Below are 21,445 nucleotides of genomic sequence, written 5' to 3' on the forward strand. Positions count from 1 at the left end.
TCGCACTCTTTCCCGGGTGGCCGTCGCGATTATCGCCCTCATCGCGATCACCTCCACCACCGTCCTGCTGCGAGCTCACCCCGAGGTCGGCCACTGGCGCAGCACCGAGGCCCTCGCGGACTACCGCGCCGCCCACGCAGAGCTCCTCGCCACCCTGCCCGTGGCCCCCGAACGCCTCGACGTCCCCACCGACCACGGCGTCGTCCACGCCCTCCACTGGCCCGGCGACGGAGAACCTGTCCTGCTCATCCCGGGGCGCTCCTCCGGTTCCGCCCAGTGGGTGGAGAACCTGCCGGGGTGGATCGGCGACCGCCCCCTCTACGCTCTCGACCCGCTCGGGGACGCCGGGTTCTCCACCCAGCGGCTGCCCCTGGGTAGCGCGGATGAGCAGGCGGACGCCTACCTCGAGGTGCTCGATGAGCTGGCCATCACCCGCGCCCACGTCGTCGGGCACAGCTTCGGTGGGGCCCAGGCCGCCATGTTCGCCACCCGGCATCCGGACCGGGTCGCCTCGCTCGCGCTCATGGAACCGGTGCTCGTCATCTCCCCGCTGCCGGCCGCAACCTACTTCTGGGCGGCGGTGAGCACCCTGCCTGTGCCGGCGTCCTGGCGCGATCGGGCCCTCGCGGAAATCGGCGGCACAACCGTCGAGGAGGTCCGCGCCGACTCCCCCATGGCCCGGATGATCGACACCGCCTCGCAGGGGTACTCGGCGCAACTGCCCATGCCCCGCACCCTCGACGACGAGCAGTGGCGCGCCCTGGACATGCCCGTGCGCCTCGACCTCGGCGGCCGCCAGTCGTTGAGCGGAACGGACGCGGCCGACCGAATCCGGGCGTTGCTTCCCGACGCCACGGTCACCGTCTGGCCCGACGGCACCCACTCCCTGCCCATGGACCACCACACAGAGTTCGATCGGTTGCTGCCGGAGTTCTGGGACACGGCCGACACCCCTTGACCGGTCACGGCTGCAGCCGGGCACAATGGAGACCATGCAGACCCTGACCGAGACCGGCACCGTCCTCCGCGAGCGCAGCGCCGAGTTCCGGGATGCCGTCCAGCAGCGTCTCTACCAGGACGTCCTGGAGTCCCGGCAGGTCTTCCCCATCTCCCTGCGCCACACGCACCTCGAGCTCGCCGACGCCTGCGCCTGGGTCCTCGAACGCACCCCCGCTACCGGTGCCGTCCCGGCGGAGGTCCTCGACCGTCTGCGCGAGCTGGGGCGCGACCACCGTCGGCACGGGTTCCCCGCGGACATCTACCCGGCGTTCGCCGGCGCCCTCTCCCACGGCCTGCACTCCCTGGATATCCCCCGGGCCGATGCGGCGACCCGCGCCCTCGACACGGTGTGTTCCGTCATGGCCGCCGCCGCCCGCGAGGCGGACCTGGCCGGCACCGCCCCGGCGTTCTCCGCGGAGGTTCTCGGGGTGCAGCGTCGAACCCGCCGGATCAGCGTCGTCCGGCTCGAGGCCGGCCTGCCGGTGGACTACCGGGCCGGGCAGCACCTGCCGGTGACCACGTCGTACCTGCCCGGGGTGTGGCGGATGCTCTCCCCTGCCCTGCCGAGCAATGACTTCGGCCAACTGGAGTTCCACGTCCGGGCGTTGGATGCCGCAGACGGCAACGGTGCCCCGGACATCTCGCAGCTGCTGGCCACTCCGAAACCGGGTGACTACTGGACCTTCGGCGCTGCCCGCGGCACCCTGCATCTGAGCGGCGAGCGGGATGTGCTCATGATCGCGCACGGCACGGGCCTGGCGCCGCTGCGCGCGATGCTCTTCGACATGCTCGACTGGGAGCACCGTCCCCGCGTCCACCTGTTCGTCTCCGCGGAGTACCCGGGTGAGCTCTACGACCTCATGGGGCTGTGGGATCTGGCGATCGTCAGTTCCTGGCTCTCGGTCGTGCCCGTCGTCGAGCACGAGGAGGACACGTGGTGGGTCGGCGCGACGGAATCCTCCCGCGCCCCGCGTGGCCTGCACCTGCAGGTCGCCGGGCAGGTCGGTGACGTTGTGGCGTCCTACGGCGCGTGGGCGGACCGGGACGTGCTCATCGTCGGCGACGCCGCGGGGGTCCGGGCCTCCGAGGCCGCCCTCATCGCCGGTGGCACCCCGCCGGAGCTCATCCAGACGGAGGCGTGGGAGGCCACCAACGACTGGCCGCCCTTACAGCACGGGAAGTGACTTCCGGGCCTTGCCCACCTGCTCGAGGTCGATCTCGTGGAGCAGGATCTCCGGCCCGTACCCGGCCTCCGCTTCTCGACGCCCCGTCGGCCCCACCACGCACGAGTGCCCGATGCCGGTGGGCCCGCTGGCCTCCCCGGCGACGGCCTCCCCGCCGGGGCGGGCCTGGCCGGCCGCGACGATCCAGGCCGTGGAATCCAGGCCCCGGGCGGCGGTGAGGATGCGCCACTGGTCAAGCTTCTCCGGCCCGTCCATCCAGCTGGTGGGTACGACGATGACCTCGGCCCCCGCGCGGGCGAGGTCCCGGAACAGCTCCGGGAAACGCACGTCGTAGCAGATGGCCACGCCGACGGTGACGCCGTCGACGTCGAAGGTCACCAGCTCCTCACCCGGCCGGACGGTGTCGGACTCCCGGTAGCTGTAGGCGTCGAAGGTGTTGATCTTGTCGTAACCACGGTGCAGGTCCGGGCCGGTGATCAGCGCGGTGTTGGACACCCGGTGGATCGTCTTGCCGTCCCTCTCCAACGTGTCGGCGGGCCGGAACATACCGGCCACGACGGTCACCCCCAGTTCGCGGGCGGTGTCGCGCAGCCCGGTGGCGAACTCCCCGTCGAGATCCTGGGCCTGTTCATCCAGCCGCCCCAGAATCGAAGGCCTGGCTCGTGGCCTCGGGCAGGACGATGAGTCTCGCCCCGCGGCCGGCGGCCTCCCGGACCTTGTCCTGCGCGAGCGCGAGGTTGTCGAGGATAGCCGGGCCTGACTGCAACTGCACGATTCCGATGAGCATGGGCACCACGATATGTGGATAACGGGGAGTTATCCACAAGCCGGCGGGAGCGCGCTTGGCAGACGCCCCCTATTCGCCCACACTGACGCCATGAATCATCTCCTGCTCACCACCACCGCTCGCGACCTCATCACCTCCCTGCTCACCCGCCCGCTCGACGATCCGACCCCGCCGTCCCTGCCGCCGGGCAGTCGGACGGCGGCCGCCCTGCGCCGGGCCGCCGACTCCTGGTCGCTCGCGCACCGTCTCGCCGGGGATCAGCTGCGTGATCAGCTGCGGGACACCGCCCGCTTCGCCGCCCACGTCGACGCCCTGGACGCCTCCCTGGCTCGCTCGCTCGGCGGTGCGCCATGACGCTTCTCGACGCCCCCTCCCTCCGCACCGCCGCCGTCACCCTCACCGCTGACTCCCGTCGCCTGCTCGACCAGGTGTCGTTCCTGGGCCGGGAGTGGGAGGACATTCCGGCGGCCGGGTTCGCCGGTGACGCCGCCACCGCCACCATTGTCAGACTCCATCATCTCACTACCCCACTGTCTGTTCCCGCAGGTCAGATGCATGAGGTGGCCGATGTCCTCGATGTCGCCGCCGCCCTGCAGGCCGATCTGGACGAGGCCGTCGCCCGCGCCATCGAGGTCGCCGACCGGTTCACCGACACCGCTCCCCTGGTCACCCTTCTGCTCCGGGATCTCCGCGGTCTCGGCGACCTGCTCGACTTCACCTGCGCCCGCCAGATCGACCTGCTGTGCACGCAGCTGACCCCCGGCCCGGTGCGCCGCCTCGGGGATGCCGGGGAGCTGTCCGTCGACGCGATCCACGAACTGGCCCTCCTCGACGCCTCCCCGGAGATCGCCACCCTGGCCGCCGAGCACCCCGACCTGCGGCTGCTGGAGACCTCGGACGGCCACCTGGTGGCCGCGGTCGGCCCGCTGGACACCGCCGCATCGGTGACGACGATCGTCGCGGGCGTCGGATCCTCCGACCCGCAGGGCTGGCCGACCCAGATCCACCGCGCCCGCTCGGTTGCCGCCGCGACAGGTGGCGCCACCGTCCTGTGGCTGGGCTACACCGCACCCTCCTCGTTGGCGCACGGGGTGCCCCGGTCGGTGGCCGAGCACGCCGCCCCACACCTGCGGCAGTTCCAGGCGGACCTGGCGGCGCGCAACCCCGGACAGCACCGGACGGTGGTGGCGTGGAGCTACGGGTCCGTCGTGGCGGGGGAGGCGGCGGGAGGGGCGGCGTCGACACGCGGGCTGCACGCCGATGACCTCGTCCTGGTGGGCAGCCCCGGCGTCGGGGTGAACCACGCCAGCGACCTGCAGCTGATCGGCGAGGAACCGCAGGTCCATGCGGTGACCAACCCGCGCGATCCCATCGGGCTGGTGACCACCCCGATCGACGGGATACACGGAAAAGACCCGACATCCCCGGAGTTCGGGGCGCGGGTCTGGACCGGTGACCCCACCGGGGGTCACTCGAGCTACTGGGAGGACCCGGAGTTCCTGGCGAACCTCGGCTCCCTGGCGCGGGACTAGAAGAAGCCGGCGCGCTCCTCGGCGTAGGACACCAGGAGGTTCTTGGTCTGCTGGTAGTGGTCGAGCATCATCAGGTGGTTCTCGCGGCCGATGCCGGACTCCTTGTAGCCGCCGAAGGCGGAGTGGGCCGGGTAGACGTGGTACTGGTTGACCCAGACGCGACCGGCCTGGATGTCACGGCCGGCACGGTAGGCGGTGTTGCCGTTGCGGGACCACACGCCGGCGCCGAGGCCGTAGTTGGTGTCGTTGGCGATCTTGATGGCCTCGTCGTAGTCCTTGAAGGTGGCCACGGAGAGGACGGGGCCGAAGATCTCCTCCTGGAAGATGCGCATGGTGTTGTCGCCCTTGAACACGGTGGGCTCGATGTAGAAGCCGTTCTCCAGGCCGTCGATGGAGTTGATCTTGCCGCCGGTGAGGGTTTCCGCCCCCTCCTGCGGGCCGATCTCCAGGTAGGAGGAGATCTTGTCCATCTGCTCCTGGGAGGCCTGGGCGCCCATCATGGTCTCGGTGTCCAGGGGGTTGCCGATCTTGATCTTCTTCACGCGCTCGACGCCGAGGGCGAGGAACTCGTCGGCGATGGACTCGTGGACCAGCGCACGCGACGGGCAGGTGCAGACCTCACCCTGGTTGAGGGCGAACATGGCGAAGCCCTCGAGGCACTTGTCACGGAAAGCGTCGTCGGCGTCCATGATGTCCGGGAAGAAGATGGACGGGGACTTGCCGCCCAGCTCGAGGGTGACGGGGATGATCTTGTCGGCGGCGGCCTTGTTGATGAGCTTGCCCACGGCGGTGGAGCCGGTGAACGCGATCTTGGAGATGCGGTCCGAGCCGGAGAGGGCGACGCCGGCCTCCTCGCCGAGGCCGTTGACGATGTTGAGCACACCGTCCGGCAGCAGGTCGCCGATGATGTCCATGAGGTAGAGCAGCGAGGCGGGGGTCTGCTCGGCCGGCTTGAGCACGATGGCGTTGCCGGCGGCGAGTGCCGGGGCGATCTTCCAGGTGGCCATGAGGATGGGGAAGTTCCACGGGATGATCTGGCCGACGACGCCGAGCGGCTCATGGAAGTGGTACGCGACGGTGTTGTCGTCGAGCTGAGAGAGGCGACCCTCCTGGGCGCGGATGGCGCCGGCGAAGTAACGGAAGTGGTCGATCGCCAGCGGGATGTCGGCGGCGAGGGTCTCTCGGACGGCTTTGCCGTTCTCCCAGGTCTCGGCGACGGCGATCTCCTCGAGGTGCTCCTCCATGCGGTCCGCGATGCGGTGGAGGATGAGCGCGCGCTCGGCCGGGGAGGTCTTGCCCCAGGCGGGGGCGGCCTTGTGGGCGGCGTCGAGGGCCTTCTCCACGTCGGCGGCCTTGCCGCGGGCGACCTGGCAGAACACCTCGCCGGTGATGGGGGTGACGTTGTCCAGGTACTCGCCGTCGACCGGCGGGACCCACTGGCCGCCGATGTAGTTGTCGTAGCGGTCCTTGTAGTTGACGATCGAACCCTCGGTACCGGGGTTGGCGTAGACGGTCATGGTTGAACAGCCCTTTCGCTGGAGCGTGATGGTTGGTCCGTGTGACGGTACCCACACCCTACTGTGCTCCGCGCCACATTTGCGAAGATCTGTGCCACCCCTCCTGCAAAGGGGGGAATTAGCAACATTGGCAGGCGGTTCACCTGCGCTCCCCCGCAGGACCCGGCGTCAGCGGCCACCCCCACCCCCGCAGGGTTGGGAAGTCCCGCTTATCGACGCCCCGCCGCCCGCGGCTCCCACATCACCAGCGCCGTGGAGCGCGGGACGTGGACCAGCTCGCCGCGGCGCCGGCCGTTCTGCTGCCGGGCCACCCGGGTGCGCAGCAGCTGATTCTCCTCCCGTGCCTCGTCGAGCTCGGCCCGCAGGCGGTCATTGTCCTGGGTCAGTTCGATGATGGCCTTGATGCCGGCGAGGTTGACGCCCTCATCCTGGGACAGCCGCTGGATCTTCCGCAGCATGGAGATGTCCCGGCGGGAGTAGCGTCTGCCGCCGCCCCGGGTGCGGGCCGGGGTGACCAGCCCGATGCGGTCGTAGGTGCGCAGCGTCTGGGCGTGCATGCCCGCCAGCTCCGCCGCGACCGAGATGACGAACACCTCTCCGAGGTCGTTGGTCGCCGATTTATCCTGGTCCGCCATGTCCGTTCACCTCCTTCATCTGGTGTCTCAGGCGTTGCCGGCCCAGCCCGCGCGGGGGTTGAAACCGGACTCCTTCTCGGCCTGCGCGTAGGCACGCAGGGCACTGGTGGCGGCGGCGTCGAGATTCTTCGGCACCGTCGCCTCGACGGTGACCAGGAGATCCCCGGCGGCGTCGCCACGCTTGGGCACACCGCGGCCGCGGACCCGCAGGGTGCGGCCGTTGGGCGTGCCGGCGGGCACCTTGACCTTCACCGGGGCGTCGAGAGTCGGGACCGTGACGGTGTCGCCGAGGGCGAGCTCCGCGAAGGACACCGGGATGGTGATCTCCAGGTCGTCGCCCGAGCGGGTGAACACCTTGTCGGGCCGGACGTGGACGGTGACGAAGAGGTCGCCGGCCGGTTTTCCGTTCGGCCCCGCCTCACCCTGGCCCGCGAGGCGGACCTTCTGCCCGTCGATGACCCCGGCCGGGATGCGGACGGTGATGGAGCGGGTGCGGTGGACGGTGCCGGAGCCCTGACAGGTCGGGCAGGGGTCGGTGATGACCTCGCCGCTGCCGCCGCAGTGGGTGCACGGCGCGGAGAACCCGAAGGCGCCCTTGTTCTCGCTGGTGAAGCCGGTTCCGGAACACACCGGGCAGGTGGTGGGGTGACCGGACTTCGAGCCGGAGCCGTGGCAGGTGTTGCAGGGGGCCTCGCCGCTCAGCTGGAGCGGAAGCGTGGTCCCTGTGGCCGCTTCCCGGAAGTCCAGGGTGATCTCCGTTTCGACGTCGGCCCCCCGCGTCGGCCGAGCTGCGTGGCGAGGACCGCCGCCGCGGTTGAAAAGGCCACCGAAGATATCGCCCAGGCCGCCGTCCTCAGAAAATCCTCCACCGGATCCTCGCGATCCGCGCTGTCCGAAGATGTCCGAGACGTCGAAGTCCTCCGTCGTCTGACGAAACCCGCCGGGAAATCCGGCACCTCCGCCTCCGCCGAAGCCACCGAATCCGCCGCCGCGGAGCATGGACTTCAGCTCGTCGTACTCCTTGCGACGTTCCGCGTCACCGACGACGTCGTAGGCCTCGGCCGCCTTCTTGAAGCGGTCCTCGGCAGCTTTGTCACCGGGGTTCTTGTCCGGGTGGTTCTCCCGGGCGAGCTTCCGGTAGGCCTTCTTGATGTCCTCGGCGGATGCGGATGAGGAGACCCCCAGATCCGCGTAGTAGTTCTTGTCTGCCCATTCACGATGAACAGTCACTGGGCATCTCCTCCTTTCCTTGAGAGTTGGTGTCTTGAGTTGTGGGAATAGGGGCGCCGCCGCCGGTCAGCGGCGGCGCGGTGGTGAAGCAGGGTGGTGCTATTCGGCGGCCGGGGCCGGGTCCGCGATGATGACCATCGCGGTGCGGACCAGGCGGTCGCCGACGCGGTAACCGCGCCGCAGGACGGTGCCGACGGCCTTGTCCTCGCCGGCGGACAGGTCCTGCACGGCCTCGTGGATCTCCGGGTCGAAGGCGTCGCCCTCGGCGCCGAAGGGTTCCAGCTTGAAGCCGGTGAGGGTCTCGGTGAGCTTGTCACCGAGGGCCTTGAGCGGTCCGGTCTCCAGGTCGCCGTGCTGGCGGGCCAGGTCGAGATCGTCGAGGACCGGCAGGAGCTTGGTCAGCACCGACGCCTTGGCGGTGTCGATGATGCCCTGGCGCTCCCGCTCGGTGCGCCGACGGTAGTTGGCGTACTCGGCGCTCACGCGCTTGAGGTCGTCGGTCCGCTCGGCGAGCTGGGCCTCGATGTCGGTGACCTCTCCGTCGCCGTCGTGGTCCGGGTTGGTCCGTTCCTCGAACTCGGCGTCGATGTCCGCGAGGGCCTGCTCGATCTCGGCCTCGACGGCCGGGTCGACGTCACCGTCGGGCTGGCCGACGGTCGCCTCGGGATCCTCGTCGGCGGCCCGTGCCGCCTCGTCGGCGGCCTCCTCCGCACGATCCGGAGTGGTCACCTCCGGGTCAGTCTGGTCCTGGTCGCCCGGGTTATCGGGCATCGGGTCGGGTCGGGTCATTACTTCTTCTCCTCACCGGTGTCGGTGTCGGTGGTGTCGGTCGGGGTCTCGTCCTCGACGACCTCGGCGTCGACGACGTTGTCGTCGGCGGTCGGTGCGTCAGCCTGGGTGGCGCCGGCGTTGGCCTCGGCCTCGTAGATGGCCTTGCCCATCTCCTGGGACTCGGTGGACAGCTTCTCCACGGAGGCCTTGATGGCGTCGAGGTCATCGCCCTTGAGGGCCTCGTCGACCTCCGTGGCGGCCTCCTCGACCTTGGTCTTGATGTCCTCGGAGACCTTGTCCGAGTTCTCCTCCATGAACTTCCGGGTCTGGTAGACCATGGACTCGGCGTTGTTGCGGGTCTCCTGCTCCTCGCGGCGCTTCTTGTCCTCCTCGGCGTGGGCCTCGGCGTCCTTGACCATCCGGTCGATCTCCTCCTGGGACAGGCCGGAACCGTCCTGGATCTTGATCGTGTTCTCCTTGCCGGTGCCCTTGTCCTTGGCCGTGACGTGGACGATGCCGTTGGCGTCGATGTCGAAGGTGACCTCGATCTGCGGGACACCACGCGGTGCCGGGGCGATGCCGCCGAGCTCGAAGGAGCCGAGCAGCTTGTTGGCCGTGGCCATCTCGCGCTCACCCTGGAAGACCTGGATCTGCACGGAGGGCTGGTTGTCCTCGGCGGTGGTGAAGGTCTCCGACCGCTTGGTCGGGATGGTGGTGTTGCGCTCGATGAGCTTGGTCATCACGCCACCCTTGGTCTCGATGCCGAGGGACAGCGGGGTGACGTCGAGCAGCAGCACGTCCTTGACCTCACCGCGGAGAACGCCGGCCTGCAGGGCGGCGCCGACGGCGACGACCTCGTCCGGGTTGACGCCCTTGTTCGGCTCGCGGCCACCGGTGAGCTCCTTGACCATGTCGGTCACGGCCGGCATACGGGTGGAGCCGCCGACGAGGACCACGTGGTCGATGTCGGAGATCGACATACCGGAGTCCTTGATCACCTGGTTGAAGGGCTCCTTGGTGCGGTCCAGGAGGTCCTGGGTGATGCGCTGGAACTCGGTGCGGGACAGGGTCTCGTCGAGGAACAGCGGGTTCTTCTCGGAGTCGACGGTGATGTACGGCAGGTTGATGGAGGCCTGCTGGGAGGAGGACAGCTCGATCTTGGCCTTCTCGGCGGCCTCGCGCAGACGCTGCAGGGCCATCTTGTCCTTGGTCAGGTCGATGCCGTGGGAGGACTTGAACTTCTCCACCAGCCAGTCGACGATGCGCTGATCCCAGTCATCGCCACCGAGCTTGTTGTCACCGGCGGTCGCACGGACCTCGACGACACCGTCGCCGATCTCCAGCAGCGAGACGTCGAAGGTACCGCCACCGAGGTCGAAGACCAGGATGGTCTGCTCCTTGTCGCCCTTCTCCAGGCCGTAGGCCAGGGCGGCGGCGGTGGGCTCGTTGACGATGCGCAGCACGTTGAGGCCGGCGATCTGGCCGGCTTCCTTCGTGGCCTGACGCTGGGCGTCCTCGAAGTAGGCGGGGACGGTGATCACGGCGTCCGTGACCTCGTCGCCCAGGTAGGCCTCGGCGTCCCGCTTGAGCTTCATGAGGGTACGGGCCGAGATCTCCTGCGGGGTGTACTCCTTGCCGTCGATGTCGACGTTCCAGTCGGTGCCGATGTGGCGCTTGACGGAGCGGATGGTGCGGTCGACGTTGGTGACCGCCTGGTTCTTGGCGGACTGGCCGACGAGGACCTCGCCGTTCTTGGCGAAGGCGACGACGGACGGGGTGGTCCGGGAGCCTTCGGCGTTGGCGATGACGACGGGCTCGCCGCCCTCCAGAACGGAGACCACCGAGTTGGTGGTACCGAGGTCAATTCCTACTGCACGTCCCATGATGTGTGTTTCCTCCTGTTGTGGGTTTCGCTTGAAGTTGACTGCCTGCGGCTCAACTTTACGACGCCCACTGTACCAGGCGCCTTGAGTCGACCGCACTCAATCTGACACTCGGTACAACGGGCCACGCGCCGAAGTTGTTCCCGATCGACTCAACTTTCTTCTTCTCTCCAGGCCACAGACCCTAAATCAACCTCTCCGCCTCACCCCACCCGCTGCCCGGCGCGCAGATCCACGCCAGCGCCCGGGTCCAGGCACGGGCGACGAGCGGCAGGGAGCCGGTCGCCCAGTCATACTCCCCCACCCCGGCCCCTGCCCCCACCTCGAGGCTGTGGTGGACCACATGCACCAGGTCGAGGGCCTCGAGGATCCGGGACGGGTCACGCAGCACCCCGGTGCCGGCGAGCACGACGGCGCAGCCGGCGTCGAGGACCTCGCCCGGCAGGGCGGGGTCGGTGGCGTCACGCCAGTCGTCGGCGGTGAAGGACCAGGCGGTGGTGCGGGAGGGAGGGGCGTCGACAAGCGTCAGGGCCCAGCCGAGCGCCTCGGCGGCGAAGGCGGCGTCCCGGAAGGTGACGGCCTCGGCGGTCAGGGCGGGCGTGACCCCGGTGCGGCCGCTGAAGATCGCATCGAGAAAGCCCTGCTCCCGGGCGGTGAAACGCAGGTCCACCCCCGCGATGAGGTCGTCGGCCGGCGGGAGATACCCCCGGAGGAGGTGCCCTGCGGCGACCGCGATGACGGACAGCGCACACAGCCGGTGGGTCACCTCGGCGGGATCGCGGAGGATGAGTTCCGCGTCGGCGGGCACGGCCGGCAGTTCCTCGTTGAGGTAGTAGCCGGCCTCCCGCAGGCTCCGCAGGTTGCGCAGGCGCCGGTTGCGCGCCTCCGGATGGACGGGCACCTTGACCTCGTTGCCCGGCGCGAGCAGATTCTCGCCGTCGACGTTGCGGAAGGGGCCGTTGCCGATGCGGAACACACAGTTGAGGTCCATGGCCCAGGCGGCGAACTCCACGAGACCGCGGGCGGTGTAGTCCGCGGGGCGCTCGAAACGGTGGATGACCGCGGTGCGGGAGAGGTGCCGGGCCAGCGGATGCGTCATGGTCACCGACGGGCCGGTGACGGTGAGACCGGCGTCGGCCAGGTCGGCCAGCGCCTCACTGATGTGGGCGGCCGGCTCCGTGATCACCTCCACCCCATCACCCCCGTCGGGAACGGCGGGCACCGTGGAGAACGCGAGGACATCCATGGCCCCCATGAAAACAGACCAGGCCCCTCCCCGCCCACCAGCAGATGTGGATTCATCCGTATACTCGGCGGACAGTAACGCCCGTCACATATCTCGCCCACACCCAGGGGCGATCAGCGGGCGCGTGAACGGAAAGGCGGTGCACGGCCGTGAACGACCATCGAACCCGCACCCGACATGCCAGCGACCGTCCGCCGGTCGTGCGCTGAACACCCGTACCCACACCTGTTCAGCACACTTCCGAGAGGACCCAGCATGTCCACCGACAACACCACCAACAACCAGAACGACACCTACCGGGGCGACGTCGAGACCGTCCTGCCCGCCGCCGTGGAACGCGCCCGCGCGTGGCTCGAGGAGACCGACGCGGATGCCGGCGGCACCTCCGCCACCGAGCAGCTCGCCGCCCTGGTCCGTGACCCGGAGGGCGTGCAGTTCACCATGGAGTTCGTCGACCGGGTCGCCCGCCCGGAGGATGACCGCACCGCCGCCAGCGCCCTGGCCCGGATGCCCGCCGGGCCGGATTTCCTGGGCACGCTCAATAATTCCGCCCTGAAACTGGGCGGGATCATGGGCCGGGTCCTCCCCCAGGTGGTGATGCCACTGGCCCGGGCGAGACTGCGGCAGATGGTCGGCCACCTCGTGCTCGACGCCGACGGTAAGGCGCTGGACAAGCTGCTGGACAAGGCGTCCGACGAGGGCACGGAACTCAACCTCAACCTCCTCGGCGAGGCGGTCCTCGGTGACGAGGAAGCGGAGCGCCGCCGCGAGCGCACCCTCGCGCTGGTGAACAACCCGCGCGTCACCTACGTCTCCGTCAAGGCGTCGAGCCTGTGCGCGCAGCTCAACCCGTGGGACCTGGAGGGTTCCCTGGTGCGGCTCAAGGATCAGCTGCGCCCCATCTACCGGGCGGCCGCCGAGGCGGGCGTGTTCATCAACCTGGACATGGAGGAGTACAAGGATCTCCGCCTGACCATCCGCCTGTTCACCGAGCTGCTCGACGAGGACGAGTTCCGGGACCTTGAGGCCGGCATCGTGCTCCAGGCCTACCTGCCGGACACCTTCGACGCGCTGCAGGAACTGGCGGAGTTCGCCGCCACCCGTGTCGGGGCCGGTGGTGCGCCGATCAAGGTCCGCCTGGTCAAGGGCGCGAACCTCTCGATGGAGAAGGTCGAGGCGGAGGTCCACGGCTGGACCCAGGCCCCGTACCAGACCAAGGACGAGGTGGACGCGAACTACCTGCGTCTGCTCGACTGGGTCCTGCGCCCCGAGCACGCTGACAACATCCGCATCGGCGTGGCCAGTCACAACCTCTTCACCGTCGCCCTCGCCTGGGAACTCGCGGTCGCCCGCGGCGTGGAGCGCCAGGTCGACGCGGAGATGCTGCAGGGCATGGCCCCCGAGCAGGCCCGCGCGGTCCACGAGGTCTTCGGCCGGATGATCCTGTACACCCCGGTGGTGCACAAGGAGGACTTCGACGTCGCCGTGAGCTACCTGGTCCGCCGCCTCGAGGAGAACGCCTCGGAGGAGAACTTCCTCCACGCGATGTTCGCCCCCGAGGTGGAGGGCCCAGACCCTCCCCGCTCGACCTGCAGGAGGATGTGCTCCGCCGCGCCGTGGAGACCCGCTGGTCCACCTTCGCCGGTTCCCGCCGTACCCAGGACCGCACCGCCGAATCCGGCCGGCAGGCACCGAAGACGGGCCGCTTCGTCAACGAACCCGACACCGACCCCGCCCTGCGCGCCAACCGGGCGTGGGCCCTGGACGCGCTGGCCGCCGAGCCACAGCCGGCGGACGCGGAGGAGGTCACCGACCCGGCGCGTGTCGACGCCGCCGTGGGGCGCGCCGCAGAACTCGCGGAAGGGGTGGGCGTCGAGAAGCGGGGCCGAACGCGCCGCCGTCCTCGACACCATCGCCGACGAACTGGCCGACGCGCGCGGCGACCTGGTCACCGTCATGGCCCACGAGGGCCGCAAGACCGTCGACCAGTCCGACCCGGAGATCTCCGAGGCCATCGACTTCGCCACCTACTACGCCGAGTCCGCCCGCCAGCTCGACCGGGCACGCTCCGTGTTCACCCCGCACCAGGTGACCGTCGTCGCTCCGCCGTGGAACTTCCCCGTCGCCATCCCCACCGGCGGCGTACTCTCCGCGCTGGCGGCCGGGTCCGCGGTGATCATCAAGCCCGCCCCGCAGGTCGTCGCCTGCTCGCAGGTCATGGTCGACGCCGTCCACCGCGGCCTCGCCGCCCACGGCATCGACGAGGACCTGGTCCAGCTCGTGCGCGCCGACGAGGCCGACGCCGGCCAGCGCCTCATCTCCCACGAGGACGTCGACCACGTCATCCTCACCGGCGCCTCCGAGACCGCCGCCCTCTTCCGCTCCTGGCGCCCCGAGATGGAGCTGAGCGCGGAGACCTCCGGCAAGAACGCCATCATCGTCACCCCGGCAGCCGACCCGGATCTGGCGGTCGCGGACATCTACCAGTCCGCCTTCGGCCACTCCGGCCAGAAATGCTCCGCCTCCTCCCTGGTCATCCTCGTCGGCCAGGCCGGGGACTCCCACCGCCTGCTCTCCCAGCTCGTCGACGCCGTGTCCACCCTGCGCGTCGGCCCCGGCACCGACATCTCCACCACCATGAACGGTGTCATCGAACCGCCCGGCGACAAGCTCAAGCGCGGCCTGACCCGACTCGACGGTGAGGAGACATGGCTGCTCGAGCCGAAGCAGCTCGACGAGGAGGGCCTGTTCTGGTCCCCGGGCATCCGCGACCACGTCGCCCCCGGCTCCTGGTTCCACACCAACGAGTGCTTCGGCCCCGTCATGGGCATCATGCACGCCTCCTCACTCGAGGAGGCCACCGAGTGGCAGAACTCCACCGGCTACGGCCTCACCGGCGGCCTGCACTCCCTCGACCAGGACGAGATCGACTGGTGGATCGACCACGTCGAGGTGGGCAACGCCTACGTCAACCGCGGCATCACCGGCGCGATCGTCCAGCGTCAGTCCTTCGGCGGCTGGAAGAACTCCGTCATCGGCGCCGGCGCCAAAGCCGGCGGCCCGAACTACGTCCCCCAGCAGGGCACGTGGACCGAGGGCACACTCGACCACGCACAGCAGCAGCTGACCCCCGACGTCGCCGGCCTGCTCCGCGACTGGGCCGGCCTCGTCTCCGAGGACGACCTCGGGTGGCTGCGCGCCGCCGCGGAACTCGACGCCCTGGCCTGGCGCGAGGAATTCGGCGCCGAGCACGACCTCACCGCCCTGCGCTCGGAGGCCAACATCTTCCGGTATCGCCCACTGCTCCAGCCCCTGCGGGTGCGGGTGGGTTCCGGTGCCGTGCTTCGCGACGTCCTCCGTCTCCAGCTGGCAGCCCTGCGCACCGGCACCGCGGTGGACATCTCCGGCGACGTGGAGGCCGCGGCCGACCTGGCCCGCGCCGGCGTCCACGCCCGGACCATCTCCGACGAGGCCTTCGCCGCCGAGGTCAAGGGCTACGAGGGTGCCCGGATCCGTGCGCTCGGCTCCGTGGATGATGCGCTGTGGGCGGCGGCCGTCGAATCCGGCTCCGTCATCCTCGACCAGCCGGTGCTCGCCAACGGCCGCCGCGAACTCCTGCCCTTCCTGCTGGAACAGGCCCTGTCGGTGACCATGCACCGTTTCGGCGTCCTGGGCACGACAGGAATCGACCGCCCCTGATTCACCACTGACAAATATGGATTATCTGGCACAATAGGATTTCTCATGAACAATCCACTTGATCCAGATCCCCAGGTCCCCGGCGAGAGCGGCATCGACACGCGGGACGTCTCCGAGATCATCGGGGACGTCTCCGACGAGAAGCCGGAGCCCAACGACGCCGACGACGTCACCGACCGCGCGGTCTTCATCGGCCGCGACGGCCGGTGGGCCGCCGGCTGGGCGCTGCGCTTCATCATCTTCGTCATCGCCGCCTACATCGCCGGCAAGCTCCTCGGCGCCGTGTGGGCCGGCCTCCTGCCGATCCTGCTGGCCATCCTCGTGACCACCGTCCTGTGGCCGGTCTCCAGCTTCCTGCGCCGCAAGGCCAGCTTGCCCGCGGCGCTGGCCGCCCTGGCCACCCTCGTCGGCTTCTTCGCCGTCTTCGGCGGCATCATCGCCGCGATGACCCCCATCGTCCGCGACCAGGGCGCCACCCTCGTCGACCAGGCCTCCGAGGGCGTCGACCGGATCACCGAATGGGCGCAGGGACCGCCGCTCAACCTCGACCTCGGCGAGTTCCAGAACGCCCTCAACGACGTCGTCGGCTACGTCCGCGAACAGTCCTCCAACATCGCCTCCGGCGTGTTCACCGGCCTGTCCGCCGCCACCTCCATCGTGGTCACCATCGTGGTCATGCTCGTGCTCACGTTCTTCTTCCTCAAGGACGGCGAGAAGTTCCTCCCCTGGTTGCGCAAGTACACCGGCGCCAACGCCGGCTGGCACCTCACCGAGATGCTCACCCGTACCTGGAACACCCTCGCGAGCTTCATCCGCACCCAGGCACTCGTCTCGCTCGTCGACGCCGTGTTCATCGGCATCGGCCTGGTCATCCTCGGCGTCCCCCTCGCCTTCGTCCTCGCCGTGATCACCTTCTTCGCCGGCTTCATCCCCATCGTCGGTGCCTTCACCGCCGGTGCCCTGGCCGTCATCATCGCCCTGGTCACCAACGGCGTCACCAACGCCCTGCTCGTCCTGGCGCTCATCATCCTGGTCCAGCAGATCGAGGGCAACATCCTCCAGCCGGTCCTGCAGTCCAAGGCCATGAACCTCCACCCGGCGATCGTCCTGCTCTCCGTGACCGTCGGCTCCACCCTCTTCGGCATCATCGGCGCCTTCCTCGCCGTCCCCGTGGCCGCGACCATCGCCGTGTGGTTCCGCTACCACTCCGAACTCGTCGCCCTCCGCGCCGGCGAGATCACCATCGACGACATCGAGATCGCCACCGCCAAGGGCAGCACCATCACCTCCCGCGAGGCCTTCGAGAACGTCCGCGACAAGCTCACCTCCATGGGCCGACGCAACCCCTCCGCCCGCCCCTCCGGTTCCACCGCCGCCAGCAAGGCCGGCAGCCGCATTTTCCCGCGCCTGCGCCGCACCGAGGACGAGGGAACCAAGGAGGAGTAGCCGGTGTAGTTACCGCTCGGACAGCAGCAGGCGCACCGCGCCCGCCAGCTCCACCGCACCGCCCTCGACCGCATCGGCCCACGCCGGTGCGGTCTCCTCATTCGCCCGGTCACTGACCTGCTTGAGCAGCGTGACCGGCAGGTCGAAACGGTGCGCGACAGCCGCGACCGCGTACCCCTCCATGTCCACCAGACCAGCGGAGGCGGCGATTCGGTCCCGGGTCACCGAGTCCTCCACGAACGTGTCCCCCGTGGCCAGCTGCGCCGTCGGAAACAGACCCGTGGTCGCCGGCGTGATCTCCCGCGGCAACGCATCAAAGGCGATGTCCGACTCCATGACCACCTGGAAATCATGCTTGTGCACCCGGTCGATCTCGTAGACACCGTTCGGGATCTCATCCCGCAGCGCCCCACACGTACCGATGTTGACGATCCGCTCCGGCAGCCGCCCCTCCGCCCGACGCGTGCACAGCTCCTCCGTCAACGTGATCGCCGCCGGCAGCGTACCGATCCCCGTCACCAGCAGATCAGCCCCCTCCGGCAGATGAGCGGCTTCCTCGGACACGGCGGCGACAAACAGAATTCGATCCATGCCGGGAAGTCTACGGACTCGACCTCTGATGAACTCACGACGGCATCACAGAGCGGACCGGCGGACACCCCGACATGACAGTGTTACTTCGCGGCGGCGCTGGTGATCGTCAGTGCGAGTTCTGCCGTCCTGCGTGAAAAATGTCGGGACCTCGAAGTAGGACAACTGGGAGTGGAACGCGCCCGCCAGGCGGGTGTTCCATCGGTACAACTGGACGGCCTTTTCCACATCTTCGCCTGCAACGGCGAAGTACTTCTCGAAGCGGGCGGCTCCGAGCATGGCGTCCAATTCATCTTTTGCCCTCATTGAGATAGATGCTAGCCTTGACGTAGTGAGCGTCGATGTAGATCGACGCACTTTACCCCACGACCCCGAGCCTTGTGCTCGGGGTTGTTGCATTCTCGGGACCTACCCCAGTTCCTCCGCGACACTGAACGTCCCACCGGCCGCCTCAAATTCCTCCCGGGCTGCGCGGGCGAGGTCGTCATCGGCGAGGATGTCGAGCGCCACCTGCGCGAGTCCGGCCGCCGAGTCGACTGCCGCGTGGGTGGCCTCCGGGCTGGCGGCCCATTCGGCGAAGGCCGCGGTGTGGAGTGCGACGTCGGAGGGTGAGACCTTGACCATCGGGTGGATGGCCGGGACCAGCTGGGAGACGTTGCCGAAGTCGGTCGAGGCCGCGAGCGAATCCGGGACGATGCCGGCGGGGACGGCGACCCGACCGCGGAGGGCCTGGGTGTCGGTCCAGCGGGTGGCGAGCGCCTGGTTGTTGCGGATGGGCAGCGTCGCGGGGTGGACGTCCCAGGTCCGGTCGACAGTGCAGCCGGTCATGAGTGCGGCGCCGTCGAGAATGTCGTCGACGCGCGAGGACAGGTCCACCAGCGAATCGGTCAGCAGGGAGCGGACGTAGATGCTCAAGGTGGCGGTCTCCGGGATGACCGACGGGCGGTGTCCCCCGTCGGTGATGACCGCGTGCAGCCGGTCGCTCGGCGCCATCTGCTGTCGGAGCAGGCCCATCGCCTGGTAGGCGAGCGAGGCCGCGTCGAGGGCGTTGCGGCCCATGAACGGCTGCGAGCTGGCGTGCGCCGCGACGCCGTGGAACGTGGCGGTGAGGGTCCGTCGGCCGAGCCAGGCGTGGCTGGCGATGTCGTAGCCGAAGGGGTGGATCATGATCGCCATGTCGATGCCGTCGAGCATCCCTCCCCGGATCATGTACTCCTTGCCGGAGTGTCCCTCCTCCGCCGGGGTGCCCAGCAGGACGAGGCGGCCGTCGGTGTCCGACTCCGTGAGAGCCGACACCGCCGCCAGGAACGCCCCGACGCCGGCGGCGGCGATGATGTTGTGTCCGCAGGCGTGCCCGATGCCGGGCAGGGCGTCGTACTCGGCCATGATCGCGACGGTCCGGTGACGGGCAGGATCGAAACCTGCCGTGGAGTAGCTGGTGCGCAATGACGTGCCCACCCCGTGGACACCCTGTTTCACCGTGAAGCCGCGCGATTCCAGCAGCTCGACCAGCACCGCCTGGGAACGGTGTTCCTCGAAGGCGAGTTCGGGGTGGGCGTGCAGGTCCGTGAGCAACTCGGTGAGCGCAGGCTCCAGCGCGTCAGCGGCCTCGGTGGCCGCAGCCCATGTGCTGCGCTGGGCCGGATAGGCGTCGAGAAGCACGTCGGGTGCGGTGACCTGCGCCATCCGCGCGGTGATGCCGGCGGTGGCGTGGTCGAGGAAAGCGGTCGAGGGGCGGGTCCGGTCATCCATGACTGTCGACGCTACCTACTGCTGCAGGAAGATCTCTGCACCCGGTCCCAGCGGCAGATCCGCGAAGTACCAGATCGCCAGCAGACCGGCCCACGCCAGCCAGAACGGAATGACGAAGGGCACCAACCGGGACATCAGGGTTCCCAGGCCGGCCTCCGGCTCGTAGCGGCGGAGCAGGCCGAGGATGACGATCATGTACGGATTGAGCGGGGTGATCACCTGGGTGGCGGAGTCGCCGACACGGAAGGCCGCCTGGGTGAAGGCGGGCTCGAAACCGATGAGGGCGAACATGGGCACGAACACCGCCGCCATGAGCGTCCACATCGCCGAACCGGAGATGATGAGCAGGTTGAGCAGCGACGCAAGGACGATGAACGCGAGGATCGCGCCGAAGCCGGTGAGACCGATCGACTCGAGGAACGCCGCCCCCTTGACCGCGGTGTACGTACCGATGCCGGTCCAGGCGAACAGCGCGACGAACTGGCCGAGGATGAAGGCGAGCACCAGGAAGCTGAGCATGTCCCTGATGGCCAGCCCCATCATCTCGACGATGTCGGCCACCGACGTCACGGTGCCCACATACAGGCCGTAGACGATGCCGAGCACCATGAAGTAGGCGAAGACGATGAACACGATGGACTGCAGCAACGGGGACTGCGGGAGGAACGACCCCTCCTCATTGCGCCAGGGTGACTCCGGGATGAGGAACGCCCAGAGGAAGACCACCGTCAGGACCAGTGCCGCCACCAGGGAGGCGACGAGACCGCGGTTCTCCTGCCTGGTCAGCGTCGGGGAGAGCTCGTTGCCCTCGGTGTCACGGTCACCGCGCTGGGAGGCGTCCTCCCCCTCGAGGGACTCCTCGGTGGGGATGTCCTGACGGATCATGCGGGGCTCGAGGACCCGGTCGGTGATGAAGCCGGCGAGCAGGCCGAGGATGATCGCGGAGGCGATGTTGAAGTAGTAGTTGGAGACCGGGTTGACCTCGGTGGTGGCGATGCCCGGCAGCGTGGCCATGACGGCGTTGGTGATGCCCGCGAACAGGGCGTCGAGGCTGGTGGGGAACAGTGCCGTGGAGTATCCGGCGCCCACGGCCGCGAAGCCACCGAGCAGGCCCGCGACGGGGTGTCGGCCGGCGGCCTTGAACACCATCGCGGCCAGGGGCGGGACGACGACGAAGGCGGCGTCCGCCATGATCGACGCCGTCACACCCACCACGCCGACGGCGTAGGGCAGGATCCATTTCTTGGCGGAGCCGAAGAGTTTCCGGATCAGGGCCGACAGCATGCCGGTCCGCTCGGCGACACCGGTGGCCAGGAGGATCGGCAGGACGGTGACCAGCGGCGGGAATCCGATGTAGTTCTCACCCATGGTGGTGGTCAGCCAGGTCAGACCTTCTCCGGTGAACAGGCCCCGGATGGTGAGGTCCTCATCGGACCCCGGGACCGCCACCTGGATGCCCTGGATCGCCATGATCGTCGAGGCGACACCGGTGATGAGGAACAGGATGAGGAAGAGGGTGAACGGTTCGGGCAGTTTGTTGCCCAGGGTCTCGATGCCGGTGAGGATCCGGTCACCGATGCCACGGGACTTCGTCTCCCGTGGCCGTTCCTTCTCGGTGGTGGTGTGCTTCGTACTCATGATCTGTCCCTTCGGAGATCCTGGCAGTTGCGACATACTGTCGCACAGATCACAGCACATCGCCGGGCATTTCCCCGATTTATCATGACGGCTCCCCCATACATGTCACCGCTTCTCCCACGATTCCACGTCCCCCGGGACGGCTCGGAAGAGCGGGTGCGGTTCGGGTTCCTCCGGCAGCAGGTCACTGAGCGCGGGATCCCGGACGAGCAGCTTGGCTCGGAGGTGGTCGGCCTCGTAGCTCAGTTGCCCGGTGGTGACCTCCAGCTGTTCGGAGCCACCCGTTGTGAGGATCTTCGCGGCGTCGAAACGGTATCCGCGGTCCAGGGACTCCGCGTGGATCCCGCGGAGGTAGGAACCGATGGCGGCCAGCGGATCGGGAGCCGCCCGGAACCGTTCCAGCTGCGGGTGGTTCCGGTACCCGGTGGTGCCGCCCGCCAGGACCTTCTGGGCGAGCAGGGTCTCCCGCCAGCAGGCGACGAGTCCCTTCTGGTCGAGGTGGCGGGGGTGCAGGGACCAGATTCTCATGCCGGGA

General features: G+C 68.9%; 16 protein-coding genes and 2 pseudogenes. 6 read left to right on the forward strand and 12 right to left on the reverse strand.

Features of this window, described 5'->3' with window-relative positions; all coding sequences use genetic code 11:
- Positions 1-16: 16 nt before the first annotated feature.
- Entirely contained in the window at positions 17-958 is a 942-nt protein-coding gene (locus tag QP029_RS02770; RefSeq protein ID WP_284875350.1) for an alpha/beta fold hydrolase, read from the forward strand.
- A 34-nt stretch (positions 959-992) separates the two neighbouring features.
- On the forward strand, positions 993-2,183 hold the full coding sequence (locus tag QP029_RS02775; protein WP_284875351.1) for an FAD-binding oxidoreductase: 1,191 nt from the start codon (positions 993-995) through the stop codon (positions 2,181-2,183).
- Here the strand turns inward: QP029_RS02775 and QP029_RS02780 are convergent.
- A pseudogene (locus QP029_RS02780) lies at positions 2,166-2,970 on the reverse strand (carbon-nitrogen hydrolase family protein). The gene QP029_RS02775 and the pseudogene QP029_RS02780 overlap by 18 nt on opposite strands.
- A 90-nt stretch (positions 2,971-3,060) precedes the next feature.
- On the opposite strand from QP029_RS02780, the gene QP029_RS02785 reads away from it, so the two are divergent.
- Together QP029_RS02785 and QP029_RS02790 are read left to right on the forward strand one after the other, a co-directional pair.
- Positions 3,061-3,324: a hypothetical protein gene (locus QP029_RS02785; protein ID WP_284875352.1), complete on the forward strand. Its 264-nt coding sequence runs from the start codon at positions 3,061-3,063 to the stop codon at positions 3,322-3,324.
- Positions 3,321-4,502: an alpha/beta hydrolase gene (locus tag QP029_RS02790; RefSeq protein ID WP_284875353.1), complete on the forward strand. Its 1,182-nt coding sequence runs from the start codon at positions 3,321-3,323 to the stop codon at positions 4,500-4,502. The genes QP029_RS02785 and QP029_RS02790 overlap by 4 nt, the downstream gene beginning before the upstream one ends.
- Here the strand turns inward: QP029_RS02790 and exaC are convergent.
- The 6 genes from exaC to QP029_RS02820 form a co-directional block, all read right to left on the reverse strand.
- Complete coding sequence (gene exaC, locus QP029_RS02795; RefSeq protein WP_284875354.1) at positions 4,499-6,019, reverse strand: acetaldehyde dehydrogenase ExaC; 1,521 nt, start codon at positions 6,017-6,019, stop codon at positions 4,499-4,501. The two genes, QP029_RS02790 and exaC, sit on opposite strands and share 4 nt — an antisense overlap.
- Before the next feature lie 209 nt (positions 6,020-6,228).
- Positions 6,229-6,654 (reverse strand): heat shock protein transcriptional repressor HspR, encoded by a 426-nt coding sequence (locus QP029_RS02800; protein ID WP_284875355.1) that lies wholly within the window; start codon positions 6,652-6,654, stop codon positions 6,229-6,231.
- A gap of 27 nt (positions 6,655-6,681) precedes the next feature.
- Positions 6,682-7,884 (reverse strand): molecular chaperone DnaJ, encoded by a 1,203-nt coding sequence (dnaJ, locus tag QP029_RS02805; RefSeq protein ID WP_284875356.1) that lies wholly within the window; start codon positions 7,882-7,884, stop codon positions 6,682-6,684.
- Between the two features lie 99 nt (positions 7,885-7,983).
- Complete coding sequence (gene grpE / locus QP029_RS02810) at positions 7,984-8,673, reverse strand: nucleotide exchange factor GrpE (protein ID WP_284875357.1); 690 nt, start codon at positions 8,671-8,673, stop codon at positions 7,984-7,986.
- On the reverse strand, positions 8,673-10,538 hold the full coding sequence (dnaK, locus tag QP029_RS02815; RefSeq protein ID WP_284875358.1) for a molecular chaperone DnaK: 1,866 nt from the start codon (positions 10,536-10,538) through the stop codon (positions 8,673-8,675). The genes grpE and dnaK overlap by 1 nt, the downstream gene beginning before the upstream one ends.
- 184 nt (positions 10,539-10,722) lie before the next feature.
- The gene (locus tag QP029_RS02820) at positions 10,723-11,784 is read right to left on the reverse strand and encodes a DUF4272 domain-containing protein (RefSeq protein ID WP_284875359.1); all 1,062 of its coding nucleotides are present in this window, start codon (positions 11,782-11,784) and stop codon (positions 10,723-10,725) included.
- Positions 11,785-12,039: 255 nt separating this feature from the next.
- Between QP029_RS02820 and QP029_RS02825 the strand changes: the two are divergent.
- Together QP029_RS02825 and QP029_RS02830 are read left to right on the forward strand one after the other, a co-directional pair.
- Positions 12,040-15,483, forward strand: a pseudogene (locus QP029_RS02825) (proline dehydrogenase family protein).
- A gap of 45 nt (positions 15,484-15,528) precedes the next feature.
- A complete protein-coding gene (locus tag QP029_RS02830) occupies positions 15,529-16,929 on the forward strand; it encodes an AI-2E family transporter (RefSeq protein ID WP_284875360.1) in 1,401 nt (466 codons plus the stop codon).
- Between the two features lie 9 nt (positions 16,930-16,938).
- Here the strand turns inward: QP029_RS02830 and QP029_RS02835 are convergent, their stop codons facing one another.
- The 5 genes from QP029_RS02835 to QP029_RS02855 form a co-directional block, all read right to left on the reverse strand.
- Positions 16,939-17,520 (reverse strand): nucleosidase, encoded by a 582-nt coding sequence (locus QP029_RS02835; RefSeq protein ID WP_284875361.1) that lies wholly within the window; start codon positions 17,518-17,520, stop codon positions 16,939-16,941.
- Between the two features lie 45 nt (positions 17,521-17,565).
- Positions 17,566-17,826: a hypothetical protein gene (locus tag QP029_RS02840; protein ID WP_284875362.1), complete on the reverse strand. Its 261-nt coding sequence runs from the start codon at positions 17,824-17,826 to the stop codon at positions 17,566-17,568.
- Between the two features lie 102 nt (positions 17,827-17,928).
- Complete coding sequence (locus QP029_RS02845) at positions 17,929-19,272, reverse strand: M20 family metallopeptidase (RefSeq protein WP_284875363.1); 1,344 nt, start codon at positions 19,270-19,272, stop codon at positions 17,929-17,931.
- A gap of 15 nt (positions 19,273-19,287) precedes the next feature.
- Positions 19,288-20,910 (reverse strand): AbgT family transporter, encoded by a 1,623-nt coding sequence (locus QP029_RS02850; protein WP_284875364.1) that lies wholly within the window; start codon positions 20,908-20,910, stop codon positions 19,288-19,290.
- 105 nt (positions 20,911-21,015) lie between these two features.
- Complete coding sequence (locus QP029_RS02855; protein ID WP_284875365.1) at positions 21,016-21,438, reverse strand: pyrimidine dimer DNA glycosylase/endonuclease V; 423 nt, start codon at positions 21,436-21,438, stop codon at positions 21,016-21,018.
- Positions 21,439-21,445 lie beyond the last annotated feature (7 nt).

Origin of the sequence: Corynebacterium suedekumii, assembly GCF_030252185.1 — a bacterium.
In the GTDB taxonomy this organism is placed as follows: domain Bacteria; phylum Actinomycetota; class Actinomycetes; order Mycobacteriales; family Mycobacteriaceae; genus Corynebacterium; species Corynebacterium suedekumii.

Bases quoted from the DNA above. Each gene is read 5' to 3' on its own strand.
- QP029_RS02845 (WP_284875363.1), bottom strand. From the start codon at position 19,272: ATGGATGACCGGACCCGCCCCTCGACCGCTTTCCTCGACCACGCCACC.
- QP029_RS02800 (WP_284875355.1), bottom strand. From the start codon at position 6,654: ATGGCGGACCAGGATAAATCGGCGACCAACGACCTCGGAGAGGTGTTC.
- QP029_RS02835 (WP_284875361.1), bottom strand. From the start codon at position 17,520: ATGGATCGAATTCTGTTTGTCGCCGCCGTGTCCGAGGAAGCCGCTCAT.
- grpE (WP_284875357.1), bottom strand. From the start codon at position 8,673: ATGACCCGACCCGACCCGATGCCCGATAACCCGGGCGACCAGGACCAG.
- exaC (WP_284875354.1), bottom strand. From the start codon at position 6,019: ATGACCGTCTACGCCAACCCCGGTACCGAGGGTTCGATCGTCAACTAC.
- QP029_RS02790 (WP_284875353.1), top strand. From the start codon at position 3,321: ATGACGCTTCTCGACGCCCCCTCCCTCCGCACCGCCGCCGTCACCCTC.
- QP029_RS02775 (WP_284875351.1), top strand. From the start codon at position 993: ATGCAGACCCTGACCGAGACCGGCACCGTCCTCCGCGAGCGCAGCGCC.
- QP029_RS02785 (WP_284875352.1), top strand. From the start codon at position 3,061: ATGAATCATCTCCTGCTCACCACCACCGCTCGCGACCTCATCACCTCC.
- QP029_RS02830 (WP_284875360.1), top strand. From the start codon at position 15,529: ATGAACAATCCACTTGATCCAGATCCCCAGGTCCCCGGCGAGAGCGGC.
- QP029_RS02855 (WP_284875365.1), bottom strand. From the start codon at position 21,438: ATGAGAATCTGGTCCCTGCACCCCCGCCACCTCGACCAGAAGGGACTC.
- dnaK (WP_284875358.1), bottom strand. From the start codon at position 10,538: ATGGGACGTGCAGTAGGAATTGACCTCGGTACCACCAACTCGGTGGTC.
- QP029_RS02840 (WP_284875362.1), bottom strand. From the start codon at position 17,826: ATGAGGGCAAAAGATGAATTGGACGCCATGCTCGGAGCCGCCCGCTTC.
- QP029_RS02850 (WP_284875364.1), bottom strand. From the start codon at position 20,910: ATGAGTACGAAGCACACCACCACCGAGAAGGAACGGCCACGGGAGACG.
- QP029_RS02820 (WP_284875359.1), bottom strand. From the start codon at position 11,784: ATGGATGTCCTCGCGTTCTCCACGGTGCCCGCCGTTCCCGACGGGGGT.